This window comes from Acinetobacter sp. 24-47-39 (assembly GCF_056783825.1).
The window spans coordinates 22,354-46,765 of the sequence record NZ_JBWYIP010000020.1; the positions used below are offsets into that span (position 1 = coordinate 22,354).

Here is a 24,412-nt window from a genome sequence, read left to right on the forward strand (position 1 = left end):
TGTTTTTTAAATTTAAATGGAATGAGGGGTTTCACATGCTGTGGACAGACTGCTTAAATCGCTTGCGACAAGAGCTCTCAGATAATGTCTTTGCAATGTGGATACGTCCATTGGTTGCCGAAGAGGTAGATGGTGTTTTAAAGCTTTATGCACCTAATCCTTACTGGACACGCTATATTCAAGAACATCATTTAGAATTAATTAGCATTCTTGCAGAACAAATGTCTGAAGGACGTGTTTGTAAAGTTGAAATTTTAGTCGACTCACGACCAGGCGCGATTTTATCTGCTTCAGAGCAACCTGCGACAACAACTGCAGCGCTTGAGTCTTCAGCAGCAGCACCTGTAGTCAGAGCAAAAAAAGAAAGCAATGAGCAGCAAAATACAAAAACATCAAAAAAACGATTATTAAATCCGCTGTTTAATTTTGCATTGTTCGTCGAAGGGCGTTCAAATCAGATGGCGGCAGAAACCTGCCGTAAAGTGTTAACTCAGTTAGGCGAACCTCAACATAACCCGTTATTTTTATACGGTCCGACTGGTTTAGGTAAGACCCACTTGATGCAAGCAGTGGGTAATGCTTTATTACAAGCTAAACCAAATGCTCGTGTGATGTACATGACTGCTGAAAGTTTTGTTCAGGATTTTGTGAGTTCACTTCAACAAGGTAAAGTCGAAGAATTTAAAAAAAATTGCCGTTCACTGGACTTACTTTTAGTGGATGATATCCATTTACTTGCAGGTAAAGAAGCCAGCTTAGTTGAGTTTTTTTACACGTTTAATGCCTTATTAGATGAATCTAAACAAATTATTTTGACCTCAGATCGCTATCCTAAAGAGTTGACCGAGTTAGATCCTCGTTTGGTATCTCGCTTTTCATGGGGATTATCGGTAGGGGTAGAACCGCCTGATATTGAAACTCGAATTGAGATTTTACTTAAAAAAGCTGAAAGTAATGGTATCGATTTGCCTCGTAACTGTGCGCTCTTTATTGCACAGCAAGTTGTGGCAAACGTACGTGAACTTGAGGGTGCATTAAATAAAGTCGTCGCGATTTCTCGTTTTAAAGGGACACCAATCGACTTAGATGTGGTGCGAGAATCACTGAAAGATGTTCTTGCGATTCGTGCTCGTACTATTAGCACCGAAAATATTCAGCGTGTAGTCAGTGAATATTTTCGTATCCCATTGAAAGAGTTGGTTGGACCTAAACGAACTCGTATTTATGCTCGACCACGTCAATTAGCAATGGGGCTTGCGAGAGAATTAACGGGCGACAGTTTTCCTGAAATTGGCATGGCATTTGGTGGTCGTGATCACAGTACAGTCATGCATGCCTGTGAAAAAGTGCAGAGTTTGTGTGCTGAAGATCCCATCTTTAATGAAGATTACAAAAATTTAATGCGCTTATTACAAAGCTAAACCTGTTTAAATTCTATTCTTGCAATGCGGCATATTCTGCCGCATAGTACATGATTAAAAGTGTTTTAGTCTGTCGTCGATATACTGTTTTTAGAGGAAATCCATCGTGCGTTTGAAGATCGCGAAAGAAAGCTTACTCAATGTTTTGTCTCATGTTGTAGGTGCTGTAGAACGTCGCCATACGTTAAATATTCTTTCAAACGTCAAAGTTCAGGTTACTCAAGATGCACTGACGATTACAGGTTCCGATCTTGAAGTTGAACTTGTTGCGAGTACAACGCTTTTAGAGGGAGCATGTTTACAAGCAGGTCAAACCACAGTACCCGCACGTAAATTGATGGATATCTGTAAATCTTTACCGACAGCAGCACTGATTGATTTACAAATCACAGAAGACCAGCGTTGTATTTTGAAATCTGGTAATAGCCGCTTTGTATTAGGAACATTATCTGCTGAGGATTACCCTTTATTAACGACTGAAAATAGTCAAGGGACTCAAGTTCAGGTCACTGAACGTGAACTAAAACGTTTATTTGAAAAAACCTCTTTTGCGATGGCTGTTCAGGATGTCCGTTTTTATCTTACAGGTACTTTACTTGAAATTGATAAAAATCAGCTTCGTGCAGTGACGACAGATGGACATCGTCTTGCTCTTTGTGAAACATTGGCCAGTTCGAATGCTTCGCAGTTAGTGCAAGCAATTGTGCCTCGTAAAGCGGTCGGTGAATTACAGCGTCTATTGAGTATCGAAGATAATCAACTCTCGTTGTTAATTGGTCGTGAACTGCTGAATGTTACTTTGACAATTCCAAGCCGTGATAAAGAGCAGGGTGATATTACTGTTCGTATTACTACAAAATTAATTGATGGTAAATTCCCTGATTATCGACGTGTTATTCCTCGTGGCGGTGATAAAACAGTTACGATTGCACATGATATTTTCAAACAATCATTACAGCGAGTTGCTATTCTGAGTAACGAAAAATTACGTGGTGTATTTTTAAACTTCAATCCAGATTCACTGCAACTTCGTGCCAATAACCCTGAGCAAGATGAGGCAGTTGAAGATCTTGCGATTCAATACAATAATGCACCTATGGAAATGTCATTCAACGCACAATACATTTTGGATGTATTGAATGTGTTGGATGGTGATGATGTATTAATGACAATGACTGAGGCAAACCAATCTGTATTGGTTCAAGATCCTGCTCATCAAGATCAAACTTATGTCGTCATGCCGATGCGTGTTTAATGTTGTTTTTGATTTAGTTTAATCTGGTCATGTTCATTACGCGTTTAAATATCCAGCGTGTGAGAAATTTAAAAGCGGTTGCACTCCAAGAGTTGCAACCGTTTAATGTTTTTTATGGACAAAATGGTTCAGGAAAAACGTCTATATTAGAAGCAATTCACTTATTGGCCACTGGTCGATCTTTTCGTACACATATTCCTAAACATTACATTCAAAATCAAATGCAGGATGCGATTGTATTTGCACAGTCTGCTACTGAAAAGATTGGTATGCAAAAGCTCATTACAGGTGAGCAAAATATTAAAGTGAATGGGGATAGTATTGCCACGCAAGGACAGCTAGCCAAAATTTTACCATTACAGCTTATTGACCCTCTGAGTACAGATATTATTGATCACGGAGCTAAACCAAGACGACAATTGCTTGATTGGTTAATGTTTCACGTGGAACCAGATTTTTACTATGCATGGCAATTTTATTCTAGAGCATTAAAACAACGAAATAGCTTATTAAAATCAAAACGTAATCTGACGGTGCAAGATTTAGAAGCATGGAACAAAATGCTTAGTGAGTACGGTGAAATATTACATTTACAACGTCAGGCTATTGTTGAACAGTGGCAGATATTTTTTCAGCAAGATCTTAAAACACTATTACCAGATATCGAGATCCATATGGAGTATGCAGCAGGCTTTCATGTGGAACATGGCTTGGCTGAAGACTTGATTTTGTATCATCAAAAAGACTGCGAAAGACGCTATACAGAATATGGTCCACACCGTGCAGATTTAAAGTTAAAAACCCCAACAGGAGATGCAGATGCCGTACTGTCACGGGGGCAAAAAAAATTATTAATCATGGCTTTAAAATTGTCACAGATCGCAATGTTGCATGCGTCTAATAAGGAAACTGTGGTATTATTAGATGATGTGACAGCAGAATTAGATATAACCGCACAACAACGTTTAATTGAGCGATTGAGCCAACTTGGTAGTCAAGTTTTCATTACCACTTTAGACCATGAATCTGTACAAAAGCATTTACATGATTTGTCTATTTCCTATCAATTATTCAATGTTGAAAACGGTTCTGTTCAAGTTGTTGTGCAATAATTTTTTGAAGTTTTCTCCATCTTTGGATAGACCTTTTTTTCACTAGGGAGTAACCATGAGTTCAGAAGATCAAGCTGCTTCTCAAACAGAACAAACCATTGAAAAGGCTTATGATTCCTCTAGCATCAAGGTATTACGTGGTTTAGACGCAGTACGTAAGCGTCCAGGCATGTATATTGGTGATACGGATGATGGTACTGGTTTACACCATATGGTGTTTGAAGTGGTGGACAACTCGATTGATGAAGCCCTTGCTGGTCACTGTGATGAAATTCTGGTTACCATTCACGAAGACGAATCTGTTTCTGTCGCAGATAACGGTCGTGGTATTCCCACAGATATTCACCCTGAAGAAGGTGTATCTGCTGCTGAAGTGATCTTAACGATTCTTCATGCGGGTGGTAAGTTTGATGACAACAGCTATAAAGTTTCTGGTGGCTTACACGGTGTGGGTGTTTCAGTTGTAAACGCTTTGTCTAGTAAACTGGAACTCACAATTCATCGTGCTGGTAAAATTCATGAACAAGAATACCGCCATGGTGACCCTCAATACCCTTTAAAGGTGGTGGGCGATACAGATCGTTCGGGTACACGTGTACGTTTTTATCCAAGTGCTGAAACATTCAGTCAGACCATTTTCAATGTCGATATTTTAGCTCGTCGTTTACGTGAACTGTCATTTTTAAATGCGGGCGTTCGAATTGTTCTACGTGACGAACGTGTTGGTTTAGAACATGTATTTGATTATGAGGGTGGTTTATCAGAATTCGTTAAATACATTAACGAAGGCAAAACGCATCTTAACGATATTTTTCACTTTACCACGCAAGCTGATAATGGCATTGGTGTTGAAGTTGCATTGCAATGGAATGATACGTACCAAGAAAACGTACGTTGCTTTACCAATAACATTCCTCAAAAAGATGGTGGTACTCACTTAGCTGGTTTCCGAGCTGCTTTAACTCGTGGCCTAAATAACTACATGGAAAACGAAAACTTACTCAAAAAAGAGAAGGTTGCGGTTTCTGGTGATGATGCACGTGAAGGTTTAACAGCAATTGTTTCAGTGAAAGTTCCTGATCCAAAATTCTCTTCTCAAACCAAAGAAAAATTGGTATCGAGCGAGGTAAAACCTGCTGTTGAACAAGCAATGAATAAAGCTTTTTCAGAATATCTTCTTGAAAATCCAGCTGCAGCTAAATCAATTGCGGGTAAAATTATTGATGCAGCACGTGCACGCGATGCGGCGCGTAAAGCACGTGAAATGACTCGTCGTAAGAGTGCGCTTGATATAGCAGGTCTTCCTGGTAAATTGGCGGACTGCCAAGAAAAAGATCCAGCTTTATCTGAACTATATCTTGTCGAGGGTGATTCAGCAGGTGGTTCAGCGAAACAAGGTCGTAACCGTAAAATGCAAGCGATTTTACCGCTCAAAGGTAAAATCTTAAACGTGGAACGTGCTCGTTTTGACAAGATGATTTCTTCTGCTGAAGTCGGAACACTGATTACAGCATTAGGTTGTGGTATCGGTCGTGAAGAATATAATCCAGACAAATTACGTTACCACAAAATTATTATTATGACCGATGCGGACGTGGATGGTTCACATATTCGTACGCTGTTATTAACTTTCTTCTTCCGTCAAATGCCGGAATTAGTGGAACGTGGTCATATTTATATTGCTCAGCCACCACTTTATAAATTAAAGAAAGGTAAGCAAGAGCAGTATATTAAAGATAATGATGCGCTTGAAACATATTTAATTTCGAATGCAATTGATGAGTTGGCATTACATATCAGTGCTGACGCACCTGCGATTCGTGGTGAAGCGCTTGCAAAAGTCATTGCTGATTATCAGACATCACAAAAAAGCTTACAGCGATTAACGATTCGTTATCCTGCAACTTTGTTAGATGCTTTACTTGGTTTAGATGCATTTAAATTAGATCAAAATCAAGATGAAGCTTATGTGACGTCTTGGGCTGAGCAATTGCGTCAAGCAATTGAAACACAACAGCCAAGCTTAAGACCTGAATTCACGCTCGAAGCATTCGAAAAAGAACTCGCAGATGGTTCACGTGAAACACATTATTGGCCACGTTTAACAGTGTATGTACACAACCTTCCTCATCACTATTTATTAGATGCTGGTTTATTGGGTTCAGGTGAATATAAACGTTTACTTCAAAACTCAAAGAGTTGGTTTACGTTACTTGAAGACGGGGCTTATTTGCAAAAAGGTGAGCGTAAAGTCAATGTTGCTAACTTCCATCAAGTATGGCAACAAGTATTGGCAGATTCACGCCGTGGCATGATGATCCAACGCTATAAAGGCTTGGGCGAGATGAATGCAGAGCAGCTTTGGGAAACCACGATGGATCCTGAAAATCGTAATATGCTTCAAGTGACGATTGATGATGCAATTGAAGCAGATCGCATGTTCTCTTGTCTCATGGGTGATGATGTTGAACCACGTCGTGCATTTATTGAAGAGAATGCATTGAATGCAGATATTGATGCTTAATGCTATAAGTTAAAAAAAGCACTCTTAGGAGTGCTTTTTTTGTATCAATCTAAAATCTTAAGTCATTTTTTGGTAATTAATTTGAATAAAATGATGTGCTTGAAGTCACATATTCTATTTATTATATGAAATATAAAGATAATTAAATAAGCATTTACGAAATTAATAAATAATTAAAACTATAAAATTCAATAATTTATAATTGAATAATAAAAAATAGAGCAATAGCTCTATTTTTTTAAATAGAGAGTGATTAAAATTTTTGTCATGGAAAAGAATCCATTTAAATGCTTAAAAGGAACTAAGAATGAAAAAAACAACTCTGGCTTTATTGGCGGCTTCAACCATGGGTATGGTTTCAACTGCTCAAGCAAAGGTTGATGTGTGTGTATTTGATTTACTCGGTAAGTCTGGTGAATCTTTCCAAATGGCTCAAGAATGGGCATTGGCAGCAAAGGGCTGGGGTGCAGATATCAATCTGATTCCACGTCAAGATGAGGCTGTAGCCGATAATGATTTTAAAGCAGGTAAGTGTGATGCTGTTTTCTTAACAGCGATGCGTTCTCGTCAATATAACAAGTTTGTGGGTTCGATTGACTCTTTAGGTGGCGCACCATCAAATGCAATTGCACAACGTGCGATTACTTTTGCTTTAGACAAACGTAATGCTGCAAAGATGGTCACAAATCTCGGCGGGAAAAAATATGAAATTGCTGGTATTGCACCACTAGGCGCGGCATATATTTTCGTGCGTGATAAAAAAATTGATTCTATTGAAAAAGCCGCTGGTAAGAAATTCGCAGTATTAAGCTATGATCCAGCACAAAAAATTATGGTGCAACGTGTCGGTGCTCAAGCAGTCGGCTCTGATGTTTCGAACTTTGTTGCGAAGTTCAATAATGGTCAAGTGGATATGGTGGGTGCACCAGCATATGCCTATAAGCCTCTTGAAATTTATAAAGGTTTAGGCAATACAGGGGCAATGTTTGATTTCCCTGTAGTACACATTACAGCAAACTTTGTGATGAAGCCTGAAAAATTCCCTGAAGGGTTTGGTCAAAAATCACGTGATTGGTTTGTTAAAAACTTACCGAAAAGCTACGCAATGATCAAGCGTTTAGAGGGTGAAATTCCTGCTAAGTACAAAATGCAATTCTCAGCTGAAGAAAAGCTGAAATATCAAAAACTACTTCGTGATGGTCGTATGGATCTCACTAAACAAGGTATTTATGACAAAGAGATGATGTCTGTTCTTAAGAAAGCACGTTGCTCTGTCGATAAATCCAACTTCGAATGTTCTCTTGGTGGTGAATAATTCTGATTTCTAAAGAAAAAATCCTAGACCTGGTCTAGGATTTTTTTTATTCATTTTATGTCATTTTCGCCAATGCACATTTATAAGAAAAAAGTATGCTTTAATCACAATAAGTACTATTTAAATGATCTGTATCTAAAAACCATATACATACAGCATCTCAGGATCAGTATCTACACAATTGGATCGTGTAATCTCATTTTAGTTCAACACACTGACACTGAAGTTTAAGGTGTTTGATATGGGATATTCGAGACTATAAGAAAGAAGGAATAGGAAACAATAAAATGAATTTAACCAAAACATTATTGCTATCAGCAGGTTTAATGACTGCTGCAACGGCTTCACAAGCAAAGCAAGTCGTCTGCGTGTTTGATCTCGTCGGGAAAAACGGCGATGTCTATGCGTTAATGAAAGATTATCAACTTGCTGCTAAGCAGTGGGGAGCTGATATTGAGCTTAAAGTCGGACAAAATGAAGGCGTAATTGCTGAAGATTTCAAAGCAGGTAAATGTGACGGTGTAAGTATCACAGGGATGCGCGGTCGTCAGTTTAATAATTTCACTGGCTCTTTAGATGCCATTGGTGCGATTACTAATCTCAATTTAGCTGTCAAAGTTATGCAAGGTTTAGCAAGTCCAACCTTTGCAAAGCATATGAAAAATGGCAACTATGAAGTTGCAGGTGTGATTCCTGTTGGCGATGCTTATTTAATGGTGCGTGATCGTAGTATTAATACGGTTGCTAAAGCTGCGGGTAAAAAGATCGCCGTACTTGATTATGATCAGGCACAAAAAATTATGGTACAGCAAATTGGTGCGCAGGCAGTGAGTTCTGATGTCACTAATTTTGGTAGTAAATTCAATAACGGCCAAGTTGATATTATTGGTGCACCAGCAGCGGTATTCCGTCCTTTAGAACTTCATAAAGGGCTAGGAACGAAAGGTGCAATTGTGAATTATCCAATTCTTCAAGTGACCGGTAACATCATCATTCGTCATGATAAATTCCCTGAAGGTTTCGGACAGAAATCGCGTGATTGGGTGAAAACACAATTACCACGTGCGAATCAAATTTTAGGCAAAATGAAAGCGGATATTCCGGCTAAATATTGGATGAATGTGCCAGCTGGAGATAAACCTGGTTATCAAAAATTGATGCGTGAATCTCGTATTGCACTTACTAAACAAGGTGTTTACAACAAACAAATGATGAAACTACTTTGGCAGTTCCGTTGTAAGAATGAACCGACAAACTTTGAATGTAGCTTGCAGGATGAGAACTACAAATAAGTTCATAGGACGTTACATTTAAATCCGATAAATTTACTCTGAATAAACTTTAAAGTTCGAGTTATGACCATATATCGAGTATGTTATACTTGATATATGGTCTTTTAATTTCAAAGCCTATTTAATTTTTTGAGGAATCCATCATGACTGCCCAAGCACTTGAGCTGACTGACAATGCTGCGAATAAAGTTCGTCAACTTCGTGAGAGCGAAGGAAATCAAGATTTGATGTTACGTGTATATGTGACAGGTGGTGGTTGCTCTGGTTTTTCTTACGGATTCAATTTTGCTGAATCTCAAAATGAAGACGATGCTGAATTTGTGAATGGTGATGTGAAGATGCTTGTTGACTCACTGAGTTATCAATATCTCGTTGGTTCAGTTGTTGATTATGTCGAAGGTTTGGAAGGATCACGCTTTATCGTGCAAAATCCTAATGCGACAACGACATGTGGTTGTGGATCTTCATTCTCAATTTAATATGCAGCAAAAAAAAAGCCCGCTAAGCGGGCTTTTTTTATGATAATTTTTGCTGTTCTTTCAGAATTAAATCAGTCAGCTCATGATAATTTTGAACTGGAATCCAATGATTCGCCTCTAAATGAATTTCCGTATACGGACCTTCAACATAATTTTGATTGAACTGAACACCTTTAGCATCAATTGCAACGTCATCTTTGCCCCAAATAAATAAAGTGGGAACTTTGACTTTATTGAATAGCGTTTTATTAGAGCTAAAAGGTAAACCTCGATACCAATTGAGTGATGGGCTGAGCCGTTTTTCTATAATCATTTCTTGTTTAAAGTCATTTAATTGTTCAACTGTCATTCCAGAATTTTTTAATAAAGCCTCGCCAATTTGAGGTGTTTTATTAAAGAGCAACTCAGGTATCCATGGAAGCTGAAATAGTCCCATATAATAGGATTTAAAAAGTTGTGTACTGCTGTAAAAAGCCCGCATAAATGCTGCTTTGTGAGGGACGGAGATCGCGGTCAAATGTTTAATTTTATTAGGATAACGTAGAGCAACTTCCCAAGCAACGACTGCGCCCCAGTCGTGTCCTACGATATATGAAGGCTCTCCAATTAAGTCGAGTAAAACATTTACATCATCTGCTAAATGTTGAATGGCATAATCTGCACGTTTCTTTGGTTGAGCCCTTAAGCTATATCCACGTTGGTTTAACGCGTAGGTGCGAAAACCATGTTGGTTTAGTATTTCGGCACTATGCTGCCAAATTTTTGATGTTTCAGGAAAACCATGTAATAGCACAATTGGAGTGCCATCGATTGGACCGCTGTCTATTACATCAAAAATAAGATTGCCTTTTTGAAACTCAGTGATTCGTTGTTGTTTTTCCATGATCGATATCCTCTTTCCTTTACATATCTTTATCAAATTTGGATGATAGAACTAGGGCTGAACGGGTCAGTTCTAGGTGAAAGAAGGTCGTTCATTGTCTGACAATATTATGGGTTGATTAAACGGTGTATTTGTATTGGGATTTGTTTTTGTAAGAACGTTAAGCAAAGTCTCAAAGCTAAGGTCCGATAGCTTAAGCTCGGAGTAACCAAGTGGACATCTTCAGGCATTAGAGACCATTCAGGTAAAATATGAATTAACGTTGAGTTGACTAATTGTTGGGCCACTTGGATTTCTGCAACGGCGGCAATTCCTAAATGTGCTTCTACAGCAGCAAGTGCATGTTCGGATGGTGTCACCATCAAATGGGTATAAATTTTAAATTTTTTTATCGTACCATTTTTGAAAAGTGTAATTTTGGATAGCTCGCGGTTATGCGAGATAAAATGATGATCACACAGTTGCTCAGGGTATTCGGGAATGCCACAATGCATTTGATAGGTTGGACTGGCACATAAAATTCTTCGAACTTGACCAACCTTTTGAGCATGAAGTGTAGAGTCTGCTAAATCACCAAGTCTGATGGCTAAGTCATATCCTCCAGAAATCAAATCAACTTTAGTGTCATTCAAATCAATTTCAATATCAATATGTGGATATTCAATTAAAAATTGAGAGATTAAAGGCAATACCACCAATTTTCCAAAAGTTCCCGAAGCAGCTATTCGAATTCGACCTTTGGGTTGTATTTCTAATTGTGTGAGATCATTCGTCAGAGATTCAATCTGATGAAATAGGGGGGAGATTTCTTTTAAGAAAATCTTCCCAGCATCAGTCAGTGAGCTTGAATTAGTATTTCGATTTAATAATCTAATATTTAAGGATTCTTCAAGTCTTGAAAGTCGATTGGATAACGTGGATTTAGCAATATCATAACGTCTTGCTGCCGCAGATAAACTTCCAGCATCTGCAATCAGTACGAACCAATATAGGTCATCGATTGAGTAGGGTAAGCTGTTCATAAAATCGAACACCACCTTTCATTTTTATTGTCTATTCACATCATTATAGAACCGCTAAGTTAAGTCAATCGATCAGATGTAGCAAATGATCTGATTTAGCAAATTGAGGACATAGCAATGACAATGAATTGTGATTTAGAAACTGGTACTTGTTCAGTAGCCGAATTGGAAAAAGGCCAAAATGCAGTGGTCAATGTAGCATCTGACCTCAGCCTGATTTATGTGGGTGACCCAATGTGCTCATGGTGTTGGGGAAGTTCAAATATCATTAAACAAGCGCGTGAATATGCAATTCAGCATGGTGTTGGCTTTCAAGTGATTAGCGGTGGTTTAAGACCTGGTGGAGGTGATGCTTGGACCGATACTTTCAAAAATTTTTTACGCACCGAATGGAAAAATATTCAGAGACTGACTCAACAGCCTTTCACTGAAAAATTGTTAGAAAGAGCACATTTTAACTATGATACCGAGCCTTCAGCACGTGCTATTTACGTTGCTCGACAACTTTGGCAAGACCATGATCATCACGATGAAAAACTTTTGGCATTTTTTTCAGCAATCCAATATAAATTTTATGTGGATGGTGAAGATCCGAACGAGCTTGAATATTATCGAAGTATATGTGAAACGTTTGAGCTGGATTTCGACGTATTCTCAACTTTGTTTGAATTACCTGAGACCCAAACAGCGACCTATGAAGAGTTCAAGCTTAATCGAAGTTGGGGCATAAAAGGGTTCCCAAGTTTTGTGATACGTCATGGAGACAATGTCAAAATCATAGGCTCTGGTCATGTGGCATTGGAAAAATTAACACAAGCTATTGATGACTTAATCAAAGATGCGCGTATATAAGGAAAAGTTGAATGGCAATTATTCTACAAATTGATTTTCCCTATGATGGACCTTGGGGTCATGAAATGTTTGAAAGTTTCAAAACACTCGCGGATTCAATAGCAAATGAGAAAGGCTTGATTTGGAAAATTTGGACTGAAAATGAAGTATCCAAAGAAGCAGGTGGAATTTACTTATTTGAAAGCCAAGCAGATGCAGAGGACTATCTAAATATGCATCTTCAGCGTTTAAGGGAAAATGGCTTTACTGAATGTAGACATCGAATCTTTGCTGTAAACTCGCCACTTTCAAAATTGAATTTTGCACCTGTTTAAGTTAATCGATGTATCAACTCAGGATAGTGGATACATCGATTCTTCATTTAAACCGCAGTGATCGTTCCTAAAACTCGATCTCCTTGAGCTCCTGTCACTTCAGGTAAATTACCAGCAAGCTGGTTTACAAATCGCATAGCCAACCACGCAAAAGCAGTCGCCTCCACCCAAGTCGGTGCTAATCCCAAATCTGCTGTGGTTTGAACACTCCACTCATGTTTACGTAAACGCCAACGTAATTGTTCTAATAATTGTGAGTTATACGCACCACCCCCACAGACATAAACTTCACCTGTGTCCATAGGGGAGCGATAAATGGCTTTCTTAATGGCACGTGTCGTGAGTTTCATCAGCGTTGCTTGAATATTTTCAGGCGTATCTTCAAGTTCATCGTATTCAACATCGCTACGCCAATCGGCAATTTGTTCATCCAACCATTCCAAATTAAAGTCTTCACGACCAGTACTTTTTGGCGGTTCTTTGGAGAAAAAGTCATGTGATTGCAAACGATCAAGCAAAGCGCGAATAGGCGTACCATAAGCAGCCCAATTGCCATTTTCATCATAAGGCTGACCTGTGTAACGTTCACACCAAGCATCCATCAAAATATTGGCTGGTCCAGTATCGAAGCCATATACGCCTTTAGGATTACCCGCAGGTAACATACTGACATTGGCAATTCCACCGAGATTTAAGATCACACGGTGTATCGTCGGATGCTGAAATAAGGCTTGATGGAATGCTGGCACTAGAGGAGCACCTTGACCACCAGCAGCCATATCACGGCGTCTAAAATCTGATACCACAGGAATTTGAGTGATTTCAGTAATAATGTTGGGATCACCAATTTGAAGGGTAAATCCATGTTCGGGACGATGACGAATCGTTTGACCATGAGATCCAATGGCTTTTATTTGAGTTCTATCGAGATTATTTTCTTGTATAAGTTGGTTGATTCCATGACCGATCATCTGTGCTAAAGCGACATCAGCTTTACCCATGCGGTCAATTTCATTATCGTCTGGCAAAGTAAGTGCCATCAGTTCATCACGTAAATCTGGATCAAAGGCTAATGTCAGCGTTGCATGGATCTGTAATGGATCAAAAGAAGCGGCTACAAAATCGACGCCGTCCATACTCGTGCCAGTCATTACACCAATGTAGATTGTGGTCATGATTATTCTTAAGCCTGCATTGTGCTGAAAAAGTGTTAGTATATCGCACAAATTGAACAACAGATGTATTTGGGTTTTGTGATGTCAAATTTCCTGCCTGCTGAAGAACAACTTGCCCTCATTCAACGAGGCACACATGAAATTATTTCAGAAGAAGATCTTCTGAAGAAATTAAAATTGAATCGTCCTTTGAAAATTAAGGCGGGTTTTGATCCTACAGCACCAGACTTACACTTAGGTCATACGGTATTAATTAACAAGCTTAAAGTGTTTCAAGACTTAGGTCATGAAGTATTCTTCTTGATTGGTGATTACACTGCGATGATTGGTGACCCAACAGGTAAAAGTGCAACTCGTCCACCATTGTCACGTGAGCAAGTCTTAGAAAACGCGAAAACCTATCAGGAACAAGTGTTCAAAATTCTTGATCCAAATAAAACTAAGGTGGTGTTTAACTCAGAATGGTTTGCTCAAAAAACTGCTGCTGACCTGATTCAATTGGCTTCACAGCAAACGGTTGCACGTATGCTTGAACGTGATGACTTTACTAAACGCTATAACAACCAACAGCCGATTGCGATTCACGAGTTTTTATATCCATTGGTGCAAGGCTATGACTCTATCGCGCTCGAGGCAGATGTTGAGTTAGGTGGTACGGATCAGACCTTTAACTTGCTGATGGGGCGTACTTTACAAGGTCGTTATAATCAAGAGCCACAAGTGTGTATCACTGTACCAATTCTTGAAGGTTTAGATGGCGTCAACAAAATGTCTAAATCTTTAGGTAACTACATTGGTGTATTCGATGCACCTGGTGCGATGTACCAAAAAGTACTTTCGATGCCAGACAGCTTAATTGAGCGATATTTCGAACTGCTGAGCTTCAAGTCAATGGAAGAGATCGAAGGCTTATTGAAAGAAATGGCTGAAGGTCGTAACCCTCAAGAAATTAAACGTATCTTAGCGCTCGAGTTAGTGGAACGTTTCCATGGAAGCGAAGCTGCTGCGAATGCACATAAAGGTGCAGGGAATATCATCACAGAAGGTGAGCTTCCTGAAGGAACGCCAGAAGTGACGATTTCACGTGGTGAATTCGGTGGTGAAATGTTTATTGCTTCTATTGTTCGTGCAGCGGGCTTAACCAAAAATGCAGCGCAAGCCAAAGATGCTGTTTCACGTGGAGCCGTAAAAGTTGATTGGGAAGTGGTGGATGCATCATTCTCAATTAACGAAAACAAAACAGTGATTGTTCAAGCAGGTAAAAAGGCCATTGCTAAAGTAACTTTTACTGACTAAATCGTTAAGTTTTGAATGATTCAAAAGCCATCCTGAGTGATGGCTTGTTTATGTCAAGAATGAAATGAAGATGAAAGATGGATTAATTTTTGGTTGTTCTGGTTGAAATCCATTAAAATGCGCCATCCAATACTTATTTGTTTGAATATCTATGATTCAGTTAGACCAACTTACCATTCGCCGCGGCGGTCGCATTTTATTTGAAAAAGCGTCTATGCAACTTCACTCTGGTTGGAAGATTGGTTTAACAGGTGTCAATGGTGCAGGAAAATCGACGTTGTTTTCAGCATTACTTGGAGGCATGGAATCAGATGGTGGCTCATTAACACGACCATCGGTTTGGACAGTGGCGCATATGGCGCAAGAGATTAAAGCGCTGGATATGAAAGCGATTGATTTCGTTCTATCCGGTGATGAAGAGTATTGGGATATCCAACACAAACTTGAGCATCCTGAGGGATTATCTGATCAAGATTTGGCAAATCTATATGGTCGTTTTGATGAAATTAGTGGCTACTCAGCGCCGTCTAAAGCATCACAACTGATGGCTGGGCTAGGCTTCTTTGAACATCAGTCAGAACTTAGTGTAAAAAGTTTCTCTGGTGGATGGCGTATGCGTTTAAATCTTGCACGTACTTTGATGAGTCGTTCAGATTTACTCTTACTTGATGAACCGACGAACCATTTAGATTTAGACGCTATTTTATGGTTAGAAGATTGGTTAAAAGCATATGAAGGCACATTGGTACTGATTTCGCATGACCGTGATTTCTTGGATGCCATTACCGACCATATTTTGCATATCGAAAACCAAGAATTAACGCTTTATACCGGCAACTATTCAACATTTGAACGTACCCGAAGTGAACGTTTAGCTCAGCAACAACAAGCCTATGAGAAACAGCTCGAGCTACGTGCACATCTGCAAAAATATATTGATCGTTTTAAAGCTAAGGCAACCAAAGCGAAACAGGCACAAAGTCGTATTAAACAGCTTGAACGAATGCAAGAGCTTTCTGCTGCGCATGTCGATACGCCTTTTACCTTTAGCTTCCGTGAGCCAACCAAAATGAGTTCTCCGTTGTTACAACTGGATAGTGCTGATATTGGTTATGGTGACAAACTGATTGTGACCAATGTGAAACTACAAATCACGCCAACCAGCCGTATTGGTTTATTGGGGATGAATGGAGCGGGTAAATCCACATTAATTAAATCATTGGTGGGTGATTTACCTTTAATTCAAGGTCAACGAAAAGCATCTGAACTCCTCAATATTGGTTATTTCGCCCAACATCAAATGGATGCATTAGATGGTAATGCGAGTCCAATGTTGCAGTTATCTCGTATTGCAGATAAGAAGATTAGTGAAGCGACTTTACGGGCATTCTTAGGGAGTTTTGGTTTCTCTGGTGAGCGTATGGATACGCCGTGTGAAAGCTTCTCAGGGGGTGAGCGTGCACGTTTAGCATTGGCTTTGATTGTCTGGCAGCGTCCAAATGTTTTAATTTTAGATGAACCGACCAACCATTTAGACTTGGATATGCGTCATGCATTAACCATGGCACTACAAGACTTTGAAGGGGCAGTGGTGTTGGTCTCACATGAACGCCAATTGATTGCAAGTGTCTGTGATGAATTACTCCTAGTGCATAACGGTAAATGTCGTGAGTTTGAAGGTGATCTGGTCGCTTATGCAGACTGGTTACGTCAAGCACGTGCAGAGTTGATGAAGCAAGGGCAGCAAGCACCTGAGCCAGTAAAATCTCAAGTGATCGATAAGCCTGTAGTTTCTAAAGTAGATAAAGAAGCACAGCGTAAAGAAGCTGCGCGTCGCCGTGAAATGAGCCGCCCAATTCGTAAAAATATTGAAAAATTGGAAGCTGAGATTGCGAAAATCCAACCACGTTTAGGTCAAATTGAGGATGCTTTAGGAGATGCATCACTTTATGATGCATCTCGGAAAGATGATCTTTTAAAATTGATGAATGAACAAACTGAGCTTAAAGGAAAATTAGCACAAGCAGAAGAAAAAATGCTTGAACTGATGATGGAACTTGAAGAGTTAGAAAGTTCGTTTGATGAGTAATTCGTGATAAAAAGCCCAATGTAGATTGGGCTTTTTTATTAAAATAGGCAGGTTATTTTGGTCATCGTCATAAAAACTGTTATTTGAATTTTTCTATTTTATTTGTGTTTTTAATTTAACTTGACCTCAAGCTAACTTGAGATTTGATCATAAGAAATCTAATAACAAAATTGGAAAAACGACAGTGCCATCATCGATCAATAAAACTTTTTTAATTCATGGCATCAGTTATGGTCTAGGAAAAGCGTTAGCTACTTTAGTTCCAAATGATGATGATTTAATCTATGGAATATCACGCTCAACCCCACAACTACCACGCCAGATTGAGTGGATTCAAACTGATTTAGCTTATCCTGTCCAAGCATGCAAGAAAATTAAAGACGTAATTGGAGATAAAGCATTAGATGTATTTATTCATAATGTAGGTGTTTGGGAGCAAGATGCTTTTACGCATGACTATGATTTTTCATCAATCTCAGCATTAGAAATTCAAACGATCATCAATACAAATATCACCAGTTGTATTTTATCTATACAATCCATTTTGGAAAATTTAAAGAAATCAGATCATGCCAAAGTGATCCTCATTGGTTCAACATGGGGTTTAGACAATCACAATGGAAAAGAAATAGTGTTTTCAGCTACCAAATTTGCATTACGTGGAATTTCCCATGCCTTAAGAGAGTTGATACGAAAGGATCGAATAGGCGTTACGGTGTTAAATCTTGGATATTTAGCACCTGATTTTGATCTAGATACAACAATAGAATCTGTCCTAGAAGAAACAGACGAATCTTTAATTCCTGTGTCTGATGTAGTTGCTGCCGTTCAGTTTGTGCTTAATACGTCTAGAGCATCTTGTGTGAAAGAAATTATGATGCCTGCAATGCAAGATACAAATATCTGATAATCATTTAAAAATTCAAAGATGTAAATAAAAAACCGCGCTTTCGCGCGGTCTTTTATTTAAAGCGACAAATTATTTTTTGTCATCTTTAACTTCAGTGAACTCAGCATCTACAACGCCATCGTCCGCTTTTTGTTGTTGACCAGCAGCATCACCTTGGAATGCATTTGGATCAAAACCTTGCGCACCACCTTGAGCACCCTGCGCAGCTTCATAAGCACGTTGAGTGATCGGCATGATGATGTTTTGAAGTGCTTCGGTCTTCGCTTTGATCGCGTCAACATCATTTTCTTTTGTTGCAGCTTCAAGTTCTGAAACAGCAGTTTCAACCGCAGTTTTTTCATCAGCAGTTACTTGTTCGCCAAGGTCTTTTACTGCTTTTTGAGCAGAAGAAACTAATGCATCAGCTTCGTTACGCGCTTTAGCAAGTTCTTCAAACTTACGATCTTCTTCAGCATTCGCTTCAGCATCTTTGATCATCGCTTCAATTTCAGCATCGCTCAAACCTGAGTTTGCTTTAATTTGAATTGATTGCTCTTTACCAGTGCTCTTGTCTTTCGCAGATACTTTCAAGATACCATCAGCGTTGATGTCGAACGATACTTCAATTTGCGGCACACCACGTGGAGCAGGTGGGATATCGCCCAATTGGAAGTTACCCAACAATTTGTTTTGTTGAGCCATTTTACGTTCACCTTGGTAAACCGAAATGTCTACTGCAGGCTGGTTATCAGCAGCTGTAGAGAACACTTGTGATTTTTTCGCAGGGATTGTTGTGTTTTTCTCGATAATTGGAGTTAACACGCCACCCATTGTTTCAATACCAAGTGTCAATGGTGTAACGTCAAGTAATAGAACGTCGTTCTTATCACCTGAAAGCACAGCACCTTGGATCGCAGCACCCATTGCTACAGCTTCGTCAGGGTTCACGTCTTTACGTGGCTCTTTACCGAAGAACTCTTGTACTTTTTGTTGTACAAGTGGCATACGAGATTGACCACCAACCAAGATTACGTCAGAGATATCAGAAGTTGATAAACCTGCATCTTTAAGCGCAATACGACAAGGCTCAATTGTACGTGCAACTAGGTCAGCAACTAAACCTTCTAATTTTGCACGTGTTACGTTGATCACTAAGTGTTTAGGACCAGTCGCATCAGCCGTGATATACGGAAGGTTAATTTCAGTTGCATTAGAAGAAGATAATTCAATCTTCGCTTTTTCAGCAGCTTCTTTTAAACGTTGAAGTGCAAGAGGATCGTTTTTCAAGTTTACATTTTGTTCTTTCTTGAATTCTTCAACCAAGAAGTCGATTAACGCGTTATCAAAGTCTTCACCACCTAGGAATGTGTCACCATTTGTAGACAACACTTCGATTTGTTGGTCGCCATCAAGGTCAGCGATTTCAATGATTGATACGTCGAAAGTACCACCACCTAAGTCGTAAACCGCGATTTTACGATCGCCTTCTTTCTTATCCATACCGAACGCAAGCGCTGCAGCTGTTGGTTCGTTGATGATACGTTTAACATCTAAACCAGCAATTTTACCAGCATCTTTCGTTGCTTGACGTTGAGCATCGTTGAAGTATGCAGGAACAGTAACTACCGCTTCAGTAACTGTTTCACCTAAGTAATCTTCCGCAGTTTTCTTCATTTTCTTAAGAACTTCTGCAGAGATTTGTTGCGGTGCTAGTTTCTTGTCGTTTACATCAACCCAAGCATCGCCATTGTCAGCTTTGATGATTTTGTAAGGTACAAGACCAATATCTTTTTGAACTGCTTGATCTTCGTAACGACGACCAATCAAACGTTTGATCGCAAATAATGTATTTTTCGGGTTTGTTACCGCTTGACGTTTAGCTGATTGACCAACAAGGATCTCGCCATCTTTATACGCAATAATAGACGGAGTTGTACGAGCGCCTTCAGCGTTGTCGATTACTTTAACTTTATCGCCTTCAAGTACTGCAACACATGAGTTTGTAGTACCTAAGTCAATACCAATAATTTTAGCCATTGATGTGTTCCTCGAAAATTTTGTTGTGATCTTTCACTTGTTATCCGATATGAGAGCCATTCATTATTTTTCAAGTTAAAAACTTAAAAAATTTTTACAAACTCCCGTATTTCTTGACTTATTGGCCTACCATGACCATTGCAGGACGAAGTAAACGTCCAGAAAGGGTGTAACCTTTTTGAAGTACCGTACCAATCTCACCCGCTTTTGCATCTGGAGCAATACCTACTGCTTGATGCAAATCAGCATTAAAACCATTTTCAGTGTCAACTGCCACAACACCAAATTTTTCTAATGTTGCTAATAATGACTTCAGTGTGAGTTCTACACCTTCTGATAAAGGCGTTTTTTCATCACCTGCAGCAGCAATTGCACGTTCAAGGTTGTCAACTGAATCCAATAATTCTTTTGCAAATTTCTCTAAAGCAAATTTTTTCGCAGTATCCGCTTCACGCTCTAAACGTTCTTTGGTTTTTTCTGCTTCATACTTCGCATTTGCAGCAACTGCTTTTTCATATTTTAAGTTTTCAGTCAGCGTTGCGATTTGCGCTTGAAGGTCTTCTACAGAAACTTCAACTTCAGCTTGTTGATTTTCAACTTGCTGTTCAGTTTGTTCCGTTTGAACGTCCTGAGTTTGTTCGTTTTGCTCATTTGCCATGGAAGATCTCCGCTTAAATGGGTTTTTAAACATGTACAGTCCTTTGGCATCAGTGTTAACTGCGTTAATCTGAACTGCCATGCGTGTGTAATTCATCAATACAAAGGTAATGTGGGCGACTATAAATAATTCAAGCTTAAACGATGTTTATTTCTACTAAATTCATCTTTACAACAAGGAATGAAAATTTTTCGATCCATTTAGAGAAATCTAAAGTCTAGAATAAGAAGAGGAGATGAACTGAAGAAAGATTATAAAAATATGATTTAGTGTATATTTTATATATAAAATATATAGATTCAGATAAAACAAGTCTTTCCTTTTAAAGAATCAAATCTGTATTATCTTTAACCAGATACTAACGCTGTAGTTTCTATTTATTTTGTTTTTGCTTTTTAATAGCTCATCCAACCTCCTTGGATGAGTTTTTTTTTGCTTGTCGAGATCTGAGTAATAATGTTAAGCAACCGATATAACGTGTAGCCACACTGTGATTCAGTCACATTCAAAAAGGGCTTATATCTAACTACATTTGCACAAAAAAATAAACTAAACAAATGGCTTAGGATATGTATTCAACTATAAAAGTTGAATTGCATTTTCTTTACACTTTTTTCATAAGTTCAACCTGAAGTCATCGAAACTTGAACCAAGAACTGACGCATGAAATAAAAAAGTCAGGAATGATAAGCCTTCAAAGTTAACTCTGACTTTGAATGTTTCAAGTAAGGAATTAAACAATGAAAAAATTAGGTCTCATTTCTCTGGCATTTGCAGCTATTGGTTTTGCTACTGTAGGTTGTACTTCAAACCAATCTGCTGAAACTGCTCAAGCGACCACACAAACAGATGCTTCAATAGCGCAAGCGGCAACTACTGAAATGGATACCCAAAATGGTGTGGCTGTACAAGCTGACCCAAGTGTAGAGTCTGCTGAACCGATTCAAGCTGTCCCAGCTGAAGGTGCAGAAGCCCCTCAAGTTGTTGAGTAAAATGCAATGAATTTTAATTCATTTAAACTGCTTATAATGGATTAAATTTTATGAAAAAGCAGAGAATAGAGAGTAAATAGGATGCCTTTACTGTCTATTTTTAGAATTACAGCACTTAAAAAAACCTAACATTCAAATGTGAATGTTAGGTTTGTGAGGTAACTTTAAATCAATTGTCTTGAGTCCAAGAAAGCTTAACGATCTCGGCGATCATGTTGACGTTCCTGTTCTCGCTTCTTGCGATCCTGTTCTAAGCGCTTACGTTGTTCTTCAATCGCTTTTTTACGATTATCTTGATTCCAACGATTACGTTCAGCTTGACGTTGTTTTAAAATTTCCTTTTGACGTTGTTCAATCTGTTTACGACGATCATGCTCAGCACGCTCTTTATTACGTCGATCTGCTAATTCACGTTGTTGGCGTTGACGTTCATATTCACGTTTGCGCTTTTCTTGTTCAAGGCGCTGTTGATGTAAACGTTGTGCGCGTTCTCTCTCCCAACGTTGACGGTCATAGTTGCGATCATAATCACGATCATAACGATGGTCATAATTACCATTATAATAAGGGCCATCGTCAGGGAAGGCCACACAACCGACTGCAAGAACTGCTGTGGCCAATGACATTATCATTACTTTTATTGCCATAGCTTTCACCTTTATATGTTGAATCAGGACAACCAAAAAATTCCTGATGTTGGATTAAATAGTCAATGACAAGACTGCTATAGTCAGATTAGCGTAAATGGGATTGAAGTTTGTATATTGATCAGTAGACTTAGTTAACAAAATAGTCATGAAATGGCTGATCGTGTAGAAAATATGAAGAATACGGATTTTTAAAAGGATCGGAATCGTGAATCAAAAAATACAACAATTACTTGAAAATGGTCAGGGTTCTGCAGGACGTGCATTAGATCGACTCCCAAAGATCGTTCAAGAATCTCTAGTGAAGTTACTTGGCTATCCCTATGACTATCCTCAACTCGATAGCTTTACAAAATGCTTGATGGCTGCACAGTTGAAACAAGGAAAATCAGGCTTTATTGGCGCTGATATTGATAAATCAAGAAAAGAATTTGAAAATCAAATCCAATCCATCACACATAAATCATCTCATGTTCAATATGTAGAAGATATTCGTCTTCCTCTACAAAGTGGTACTGTATTTGCCAGACATTATCATCCTGCCCCGAATAAAAAATTACCAATGATTGTGTTTTATCATGGTGGTGGGTTTGTTGTCGGAAGTGTGAATACACATGATGAAGCGTGCCGAATCATTGCGAATTATGCAAAAGTACAAGTGATCAGTATTGATTATCCTTTAGCGCCAGAAGTTTCTCCACAATCATTGATTCAATCATGTGAAGATGCATTGGCATGGGTATATCAAAATCGCCGTCACTTTAAAATCTTAAAAAACCGTATTGCTGTGGCAGGAGATAGTGCTGGCGGTAATATTAGTGCTGTCGTTGCTCAACGTGCATTGAATGCTAGTTATGCGCCTCAAGCTCAATTTTTAATATATCCTGCGGTTGATTTCAAAAGTCGTCATCCATCATTCTTTGCGTATAAAGATGGTTTAGTATTAACCAACAGCGATATTGACTATGTGACAGAATACTACGCGACAAGACATAAAGTTGCTTTGGATAATCCACTAATCTCCCCAACATACGGCAATCTAAAAAAATTGGCACCAGCTTATGTTGTTACAGCGGGACATGATGTATTGCATGATGAAGGCAAAATTTACGCCCACAAATTACGTCAAAATGGCACTAAAGTGTTGTATCAAGATTTTGAAGATCAAACACACGGATTTATTAATCTAACGCTAGTCTCAGGGCGTTCTAAAAAGTTGTTGATTGAAATGAGTAAAGAGTTTAGAAAATTTTGGGATAAAAATAGTTAATAGATGCTTACTTTCAAATCCTGAGTTTCAAACGAAACTCAGGATTTTTTCTTTATATACAGCAATCGAATAAAAATACTTTGATGCTTAACAAAAAATTGAATCTTTTCTGGCGATTGATTCGTGAATAATAGATAAGATAAAACATCAATAAGAGGATAGCGTATGTTAAAAAAAATGATGTTAGGTGCTTCTGTTGCGGCGATGAGTACTTTGTCTTTGGCAGCAAATACGCATATGCAAATCAAAACATCAGCAGGAGATATCGAAATCGAGTTGTTTAATGATAAAGCTCCGATTTCAGCAAAGAACTTTGAAACTTATGCGAAAGCTAATTTTTATAACGGCACAATTTTCCATCGGGTTATTCCAGGGTTCATGATCCAAGGTGGAGGATTAGATGTATCGATGAAAGAAAAAGCGAATCGACCTCCAATCAAGAACGAGTCTTATAATGGCTTAAAGAATAACCGTGGCACTTTAGCCATGGCACGTACAAACCAGCCTGATTCAGCAACAAGCCAATTTTTTATCAATATTGCGGATAATGATTTTCTAAATAAAGCGCCAATGAATCCTGGTTATGCTGTGTTTGGTCAGGTAACTAAGGGCATGGATGTTGTCGATAAAATTGCAAAAGTGCCTACTGGTAGATTTGGTATGTATCAAGATGTGCCAAAAAATCCTATTAAAATTTTAAGTGTGAATATAAAACCTTCAAAAGCGAAATAGTGATTAAAAAAAAAGCAGAAATATTAAATTAATATTTTTGCTTCAATATTATAGGGTTAAGTGTAAATGTGATTATTAATGAATCATAATGGTGCATAAAAATAGAACACTCATTAAAACATGGGGTTAAAAGCACTTGCAATGATTTCGAAATGCTC

At 38.6% G+C, this 24,412-nt stretch carries 21 protein-coding genes; 15 read left to right on the forward strand and 6 right to left on the reverse strand.

The genetic code is table 11. The annotated features are described in order from the left end of the window. Window positions 1-35: 35 nt before the first annotated feature. The 7 genes from dnaA (at window position 36) to erpA (ending at window position 9,398) form a co-directional block, all read left to right on the forward strand. Entirely contained in the window at window positions 36-1,421 is a 1,386-nt protein-coding gene (gene dnaA / locus AC1M9C_RS14375) for a chromosomal replication initiator protein DnaA (RefSeq protein ID WP_035268607.1), read from the forward strand. Between the two features lie 106 nt (window positions 1,422-1,527). Next, window positions 1,528-2,676, forward strand: a complete 1,149-nt coding sequence (gene dnaN, locus AC1M9C_RS14380; RefSeq protein WP_035268609.1) for a DNA polymerase III subunit beta — start codon at window positions 1,528-1,530, stop codon at window positions 2,674-2,676. Window positions 2,677-2,705: 29 nt separating this feature from the next. Then, window positions 2,706-3,788, forward strand: a complete 1,083-nt coding sequence (gene recF, locus AC1M9C_RS14385; protein ID WP_035268612.1) for a DNA replication/repair protein RecF — start codon at window positions 2,706-2,708, stop codon at window positions 3,786-3,788. A 55-nt stretch (window positions 3,789-3,843) separates the two neighbouring features. Beyond that, entirely contained in the window at window positions 3,844-6,312 is a 2,469-nt protein-coding gene (gene gyrB / locus AC1M9C_RS14390) for a DNA topoisomerase (ATP-hydrolyzing) subunit B (protein ID WP_035268615.1), read from the forward strand. A 307-nt stretch (window positions 6,313-6,619) separates the two neighbouring features. Further along, window positions 6,620-7,627, forward strand: a complete 1,008-nt coding sequence (locus AC1M9C_RS14395) for a putative solute-binding protein (RefSeq protein WP_481953939.1) — start codon at window positions 6,620-6,622, stop codon at window positions 7,625-7,627. A 287-nt stretch (window positions 7,628-7,914) separates the two neighbouring features. Next, complete coding sequence (locus tag AC1M9C_RS14400; protein WP_035268621.1) at window positions 7,915-8,919, forward strand: putative solute-binding protein; 1,005 nt, start codon at window positions 7,915-7,917, stop codon at window positions 8,917-8,919. A gap of 143 nt (window positions 8,920-9,062) precedes the next feature. Then, a complete protein-coding gene (gene erpA / locus AC1M9C_RS14405; RefSeq protein ID WP_035268624.1) occupies window positions 9,063-9,398 on the forward strand; it encodes an iron-sulfur cluster insertion protein ErpA in 336 nt (111 codons plus the stop codon). Between the two features lie 37 nt (window positions 9,399-9,435). Here erpA and AC1M9C_RS14410 read toward each other — a convergent pair whose 3' ends face one another. Further along, window positions 9,436-10,281 carry an alpha/beta fold hydrolase gene (locus tag AC1M9C_RS14410; protein WP_481589589.1) on the reverse strand — a complete coding sequence of 282 codons (846 nt, stop codon included), beginning with the start codon at window positions 10,279-10,281 and terminating at the stop codon, window positions 9,436-9,438. A gap of 107 nt (window positions 10,282-10,388) precedes the next feature. Beyond that, a complete protein-coding gene (locus AC1M9C_RS14415) occupies window positions 10,389-11,303 on the reverse strand; it encodes a LysR family transcriptional regulator (protein WP_481608236.1) in 915 nt (304 codons plus the stop codon). 117 nt (window positions 11,304-11,420) lie between these two features. Here AC1M9C_RS14415 and AC1M9C_RS14420 point away from each other — a divergent pair, with 117 nt between their 5' ends. Both AC1M9C_RS14420 and AC1M9C_RS14425 read left to right on the forward strand, forming a co-directional pair. Continuing rightward, window positions 11,421-12,155, forward strand: a complete 735-nt coding sequence (locus AC1M9C_RS14420; RefSeq protein WP_481588054.1) for a DsbA family protein — start codon at window positions 11,421-11,423, stop codon at window positions 12,153-12,155. Between the two features lie 11 nt (window positions 12,156-12,166). Next, window positions 12,167-12,469, forward strand: a complete 303-nt coding sequence (locus AC1M9C_RS14425; protein WP_481588053.1) for a monooxygenase — start codon at window positions 12,167-12,169, stop codon at window positions 12,467-12,469. A gap of 47 nt (window positions 12,470-12,516) precedes the next feature. On the opposite strand, the gene AC1M9C_RS14430 is transcribed toward AC1M9C_RS14425, so the two are convergent. Next, window positions 12,517-13,644, reverse strand: a complete 1,128-nt coding sequence (locus AC1M9C_RS14430) for an anhydro-N-acetylmuramic acid kinase (protein WP_481588052.1) — start codon at window positions 13,642-13,644, stop codon at window positions 12,517-12,519. Window positions 13,645-13,707: 63 nt separating this feature from the next. Here AC1M9C_RS14430 and tyrS point away from each other — a divergent pair, with 63 nt between their 5' ends. From tyrS to AC1M9C_RS14445, 3 genes are all read left to right on the forward strand, one after another. Continuing rightward, window positions 13,708-14,940: a tyrosine--tRNA ligase gene (tyrS, locus tag AC1M9C_RS14435; RefSeq protein WP_171076798.1), complete on the forward strand. Its 1,233-nt coding sequence runs from the start codon at window positions 13,708-13,710 to the stop codon at window positions 14,938-14,940. 151 nt (window positions 14,941-15,091) lie between these two features. Beyond that, window positions 15,092-17,029, forward strand: coding sequence for an ATP-binding cassette domain-containing protein (locus tag AC1M9C_RS14440; RefSeq protein ID WP_481953940.1), 1,938 nt, complete (start codon window positions 15,092-15,094; stop codon window positions 17,027-17,029). A gap of 184 nt (window positions 17,030-17,213) precedes the next feature. After that, on the forward strand, window positions 17,214-17,936 hold the full coding sequence (locus tag AC1M9C_RS14445; protein WP_481953941.1) for an SDR family oxidoreductase: 723 nt from the start codon (window positions 17,214-17,216) through the stop codon (window positions 17,934-17,936). A gap of 72 nt (window positions 17,937-18,008) precedes the next feature. Here the strand turns inward: AC1M9C_RS14445 and dnaK are convergent, their stop codons facing one another. Further along, window positions 18,009-19,955, reverse strand: coding sequence for a molecular chaperone DnaK (gene dnaK, locus AC1M9C_RS14450; protein WP_035269467.1), 1,947 nt, complete (start codon window positions 19,953-19,955; stop codon window positions 18,009-18,011). Window positions 19,956-20,073: 118 nt separating this feature from the next. Further along, window positions 20,074-20,646, reverse strand: a complete 573-nt coding sequence (grpE, locus tag AC1M9C_RS14455; protein WP_257219952.1) for a nucleotide exchange factor GrpE — start codon at window positions 20,644-20,646, stop codon at window positions 20,074-20,076. A gap of 707 nt (window positions 20,647-21,353) precedes the next feature. On the opposite strand from grpE, the gene AC1M9C_RS14460 reads away from it, so the two are divergent. Then, window positions 21,354-21,605 (forward strand): hypothetical protein, encoded by a 252-nt coding sequence (locus tag AC1M9C_RS14460; protein WP_035269475.1) that lies wholly within the window; start codon window positions 21,354-21,356, stop codon window positions 21,603-21,605. 194 nt (window positions 21,606-21,799) lie between these two features. Here AC1M9C_RS14460 and AC1M9C_RS14465 read toward each other — a convergent pair whose 3' ends face one another. Next, a complete protein-coding gene (locus tag AC1M9C_RS14465) occupies window positions 21,800-22,252 on the reverse strand; it encodes a cell envelope integrity TolA family protein (protein WP_092768671.1) in 453 nt (150 codons plus the stop codon). Between the two features lie 199 nt (window positions 22,253-22,451). On the opposite strand from AC1M9C_RS14465, the gene AC1M9C_RS14470 reads away from it, so the two are divergent. Then, window positions 22,452-23,522, forward strand: coding sequence for an alpha/beta hydrolase (locus AC1M9C_RS14470; RefSeq protein ID WP_481588070.1), 1,071 nt, complete (start codon window positions 22,452-22,454; stop codon window positions 23,520-23,522). A 165-nt stretch (window positions 23,523-23,687) separates the two neighbouring features. After that, the gene (locus AC1M9C_RS14475; RefSeq protein ID WP_481588046.1) at window positions 23,688-24,254 is read left to right on the forward strand and encodes a peptidylprolyl isomerase; all 567 of its coding nucleotides are present in this window, start codon (window positions 23,688-23,690) and stop codon (window positions 24,252-24,254) included. Window positions 24,255-24,412: the final 158 nt, after the last annotated feature.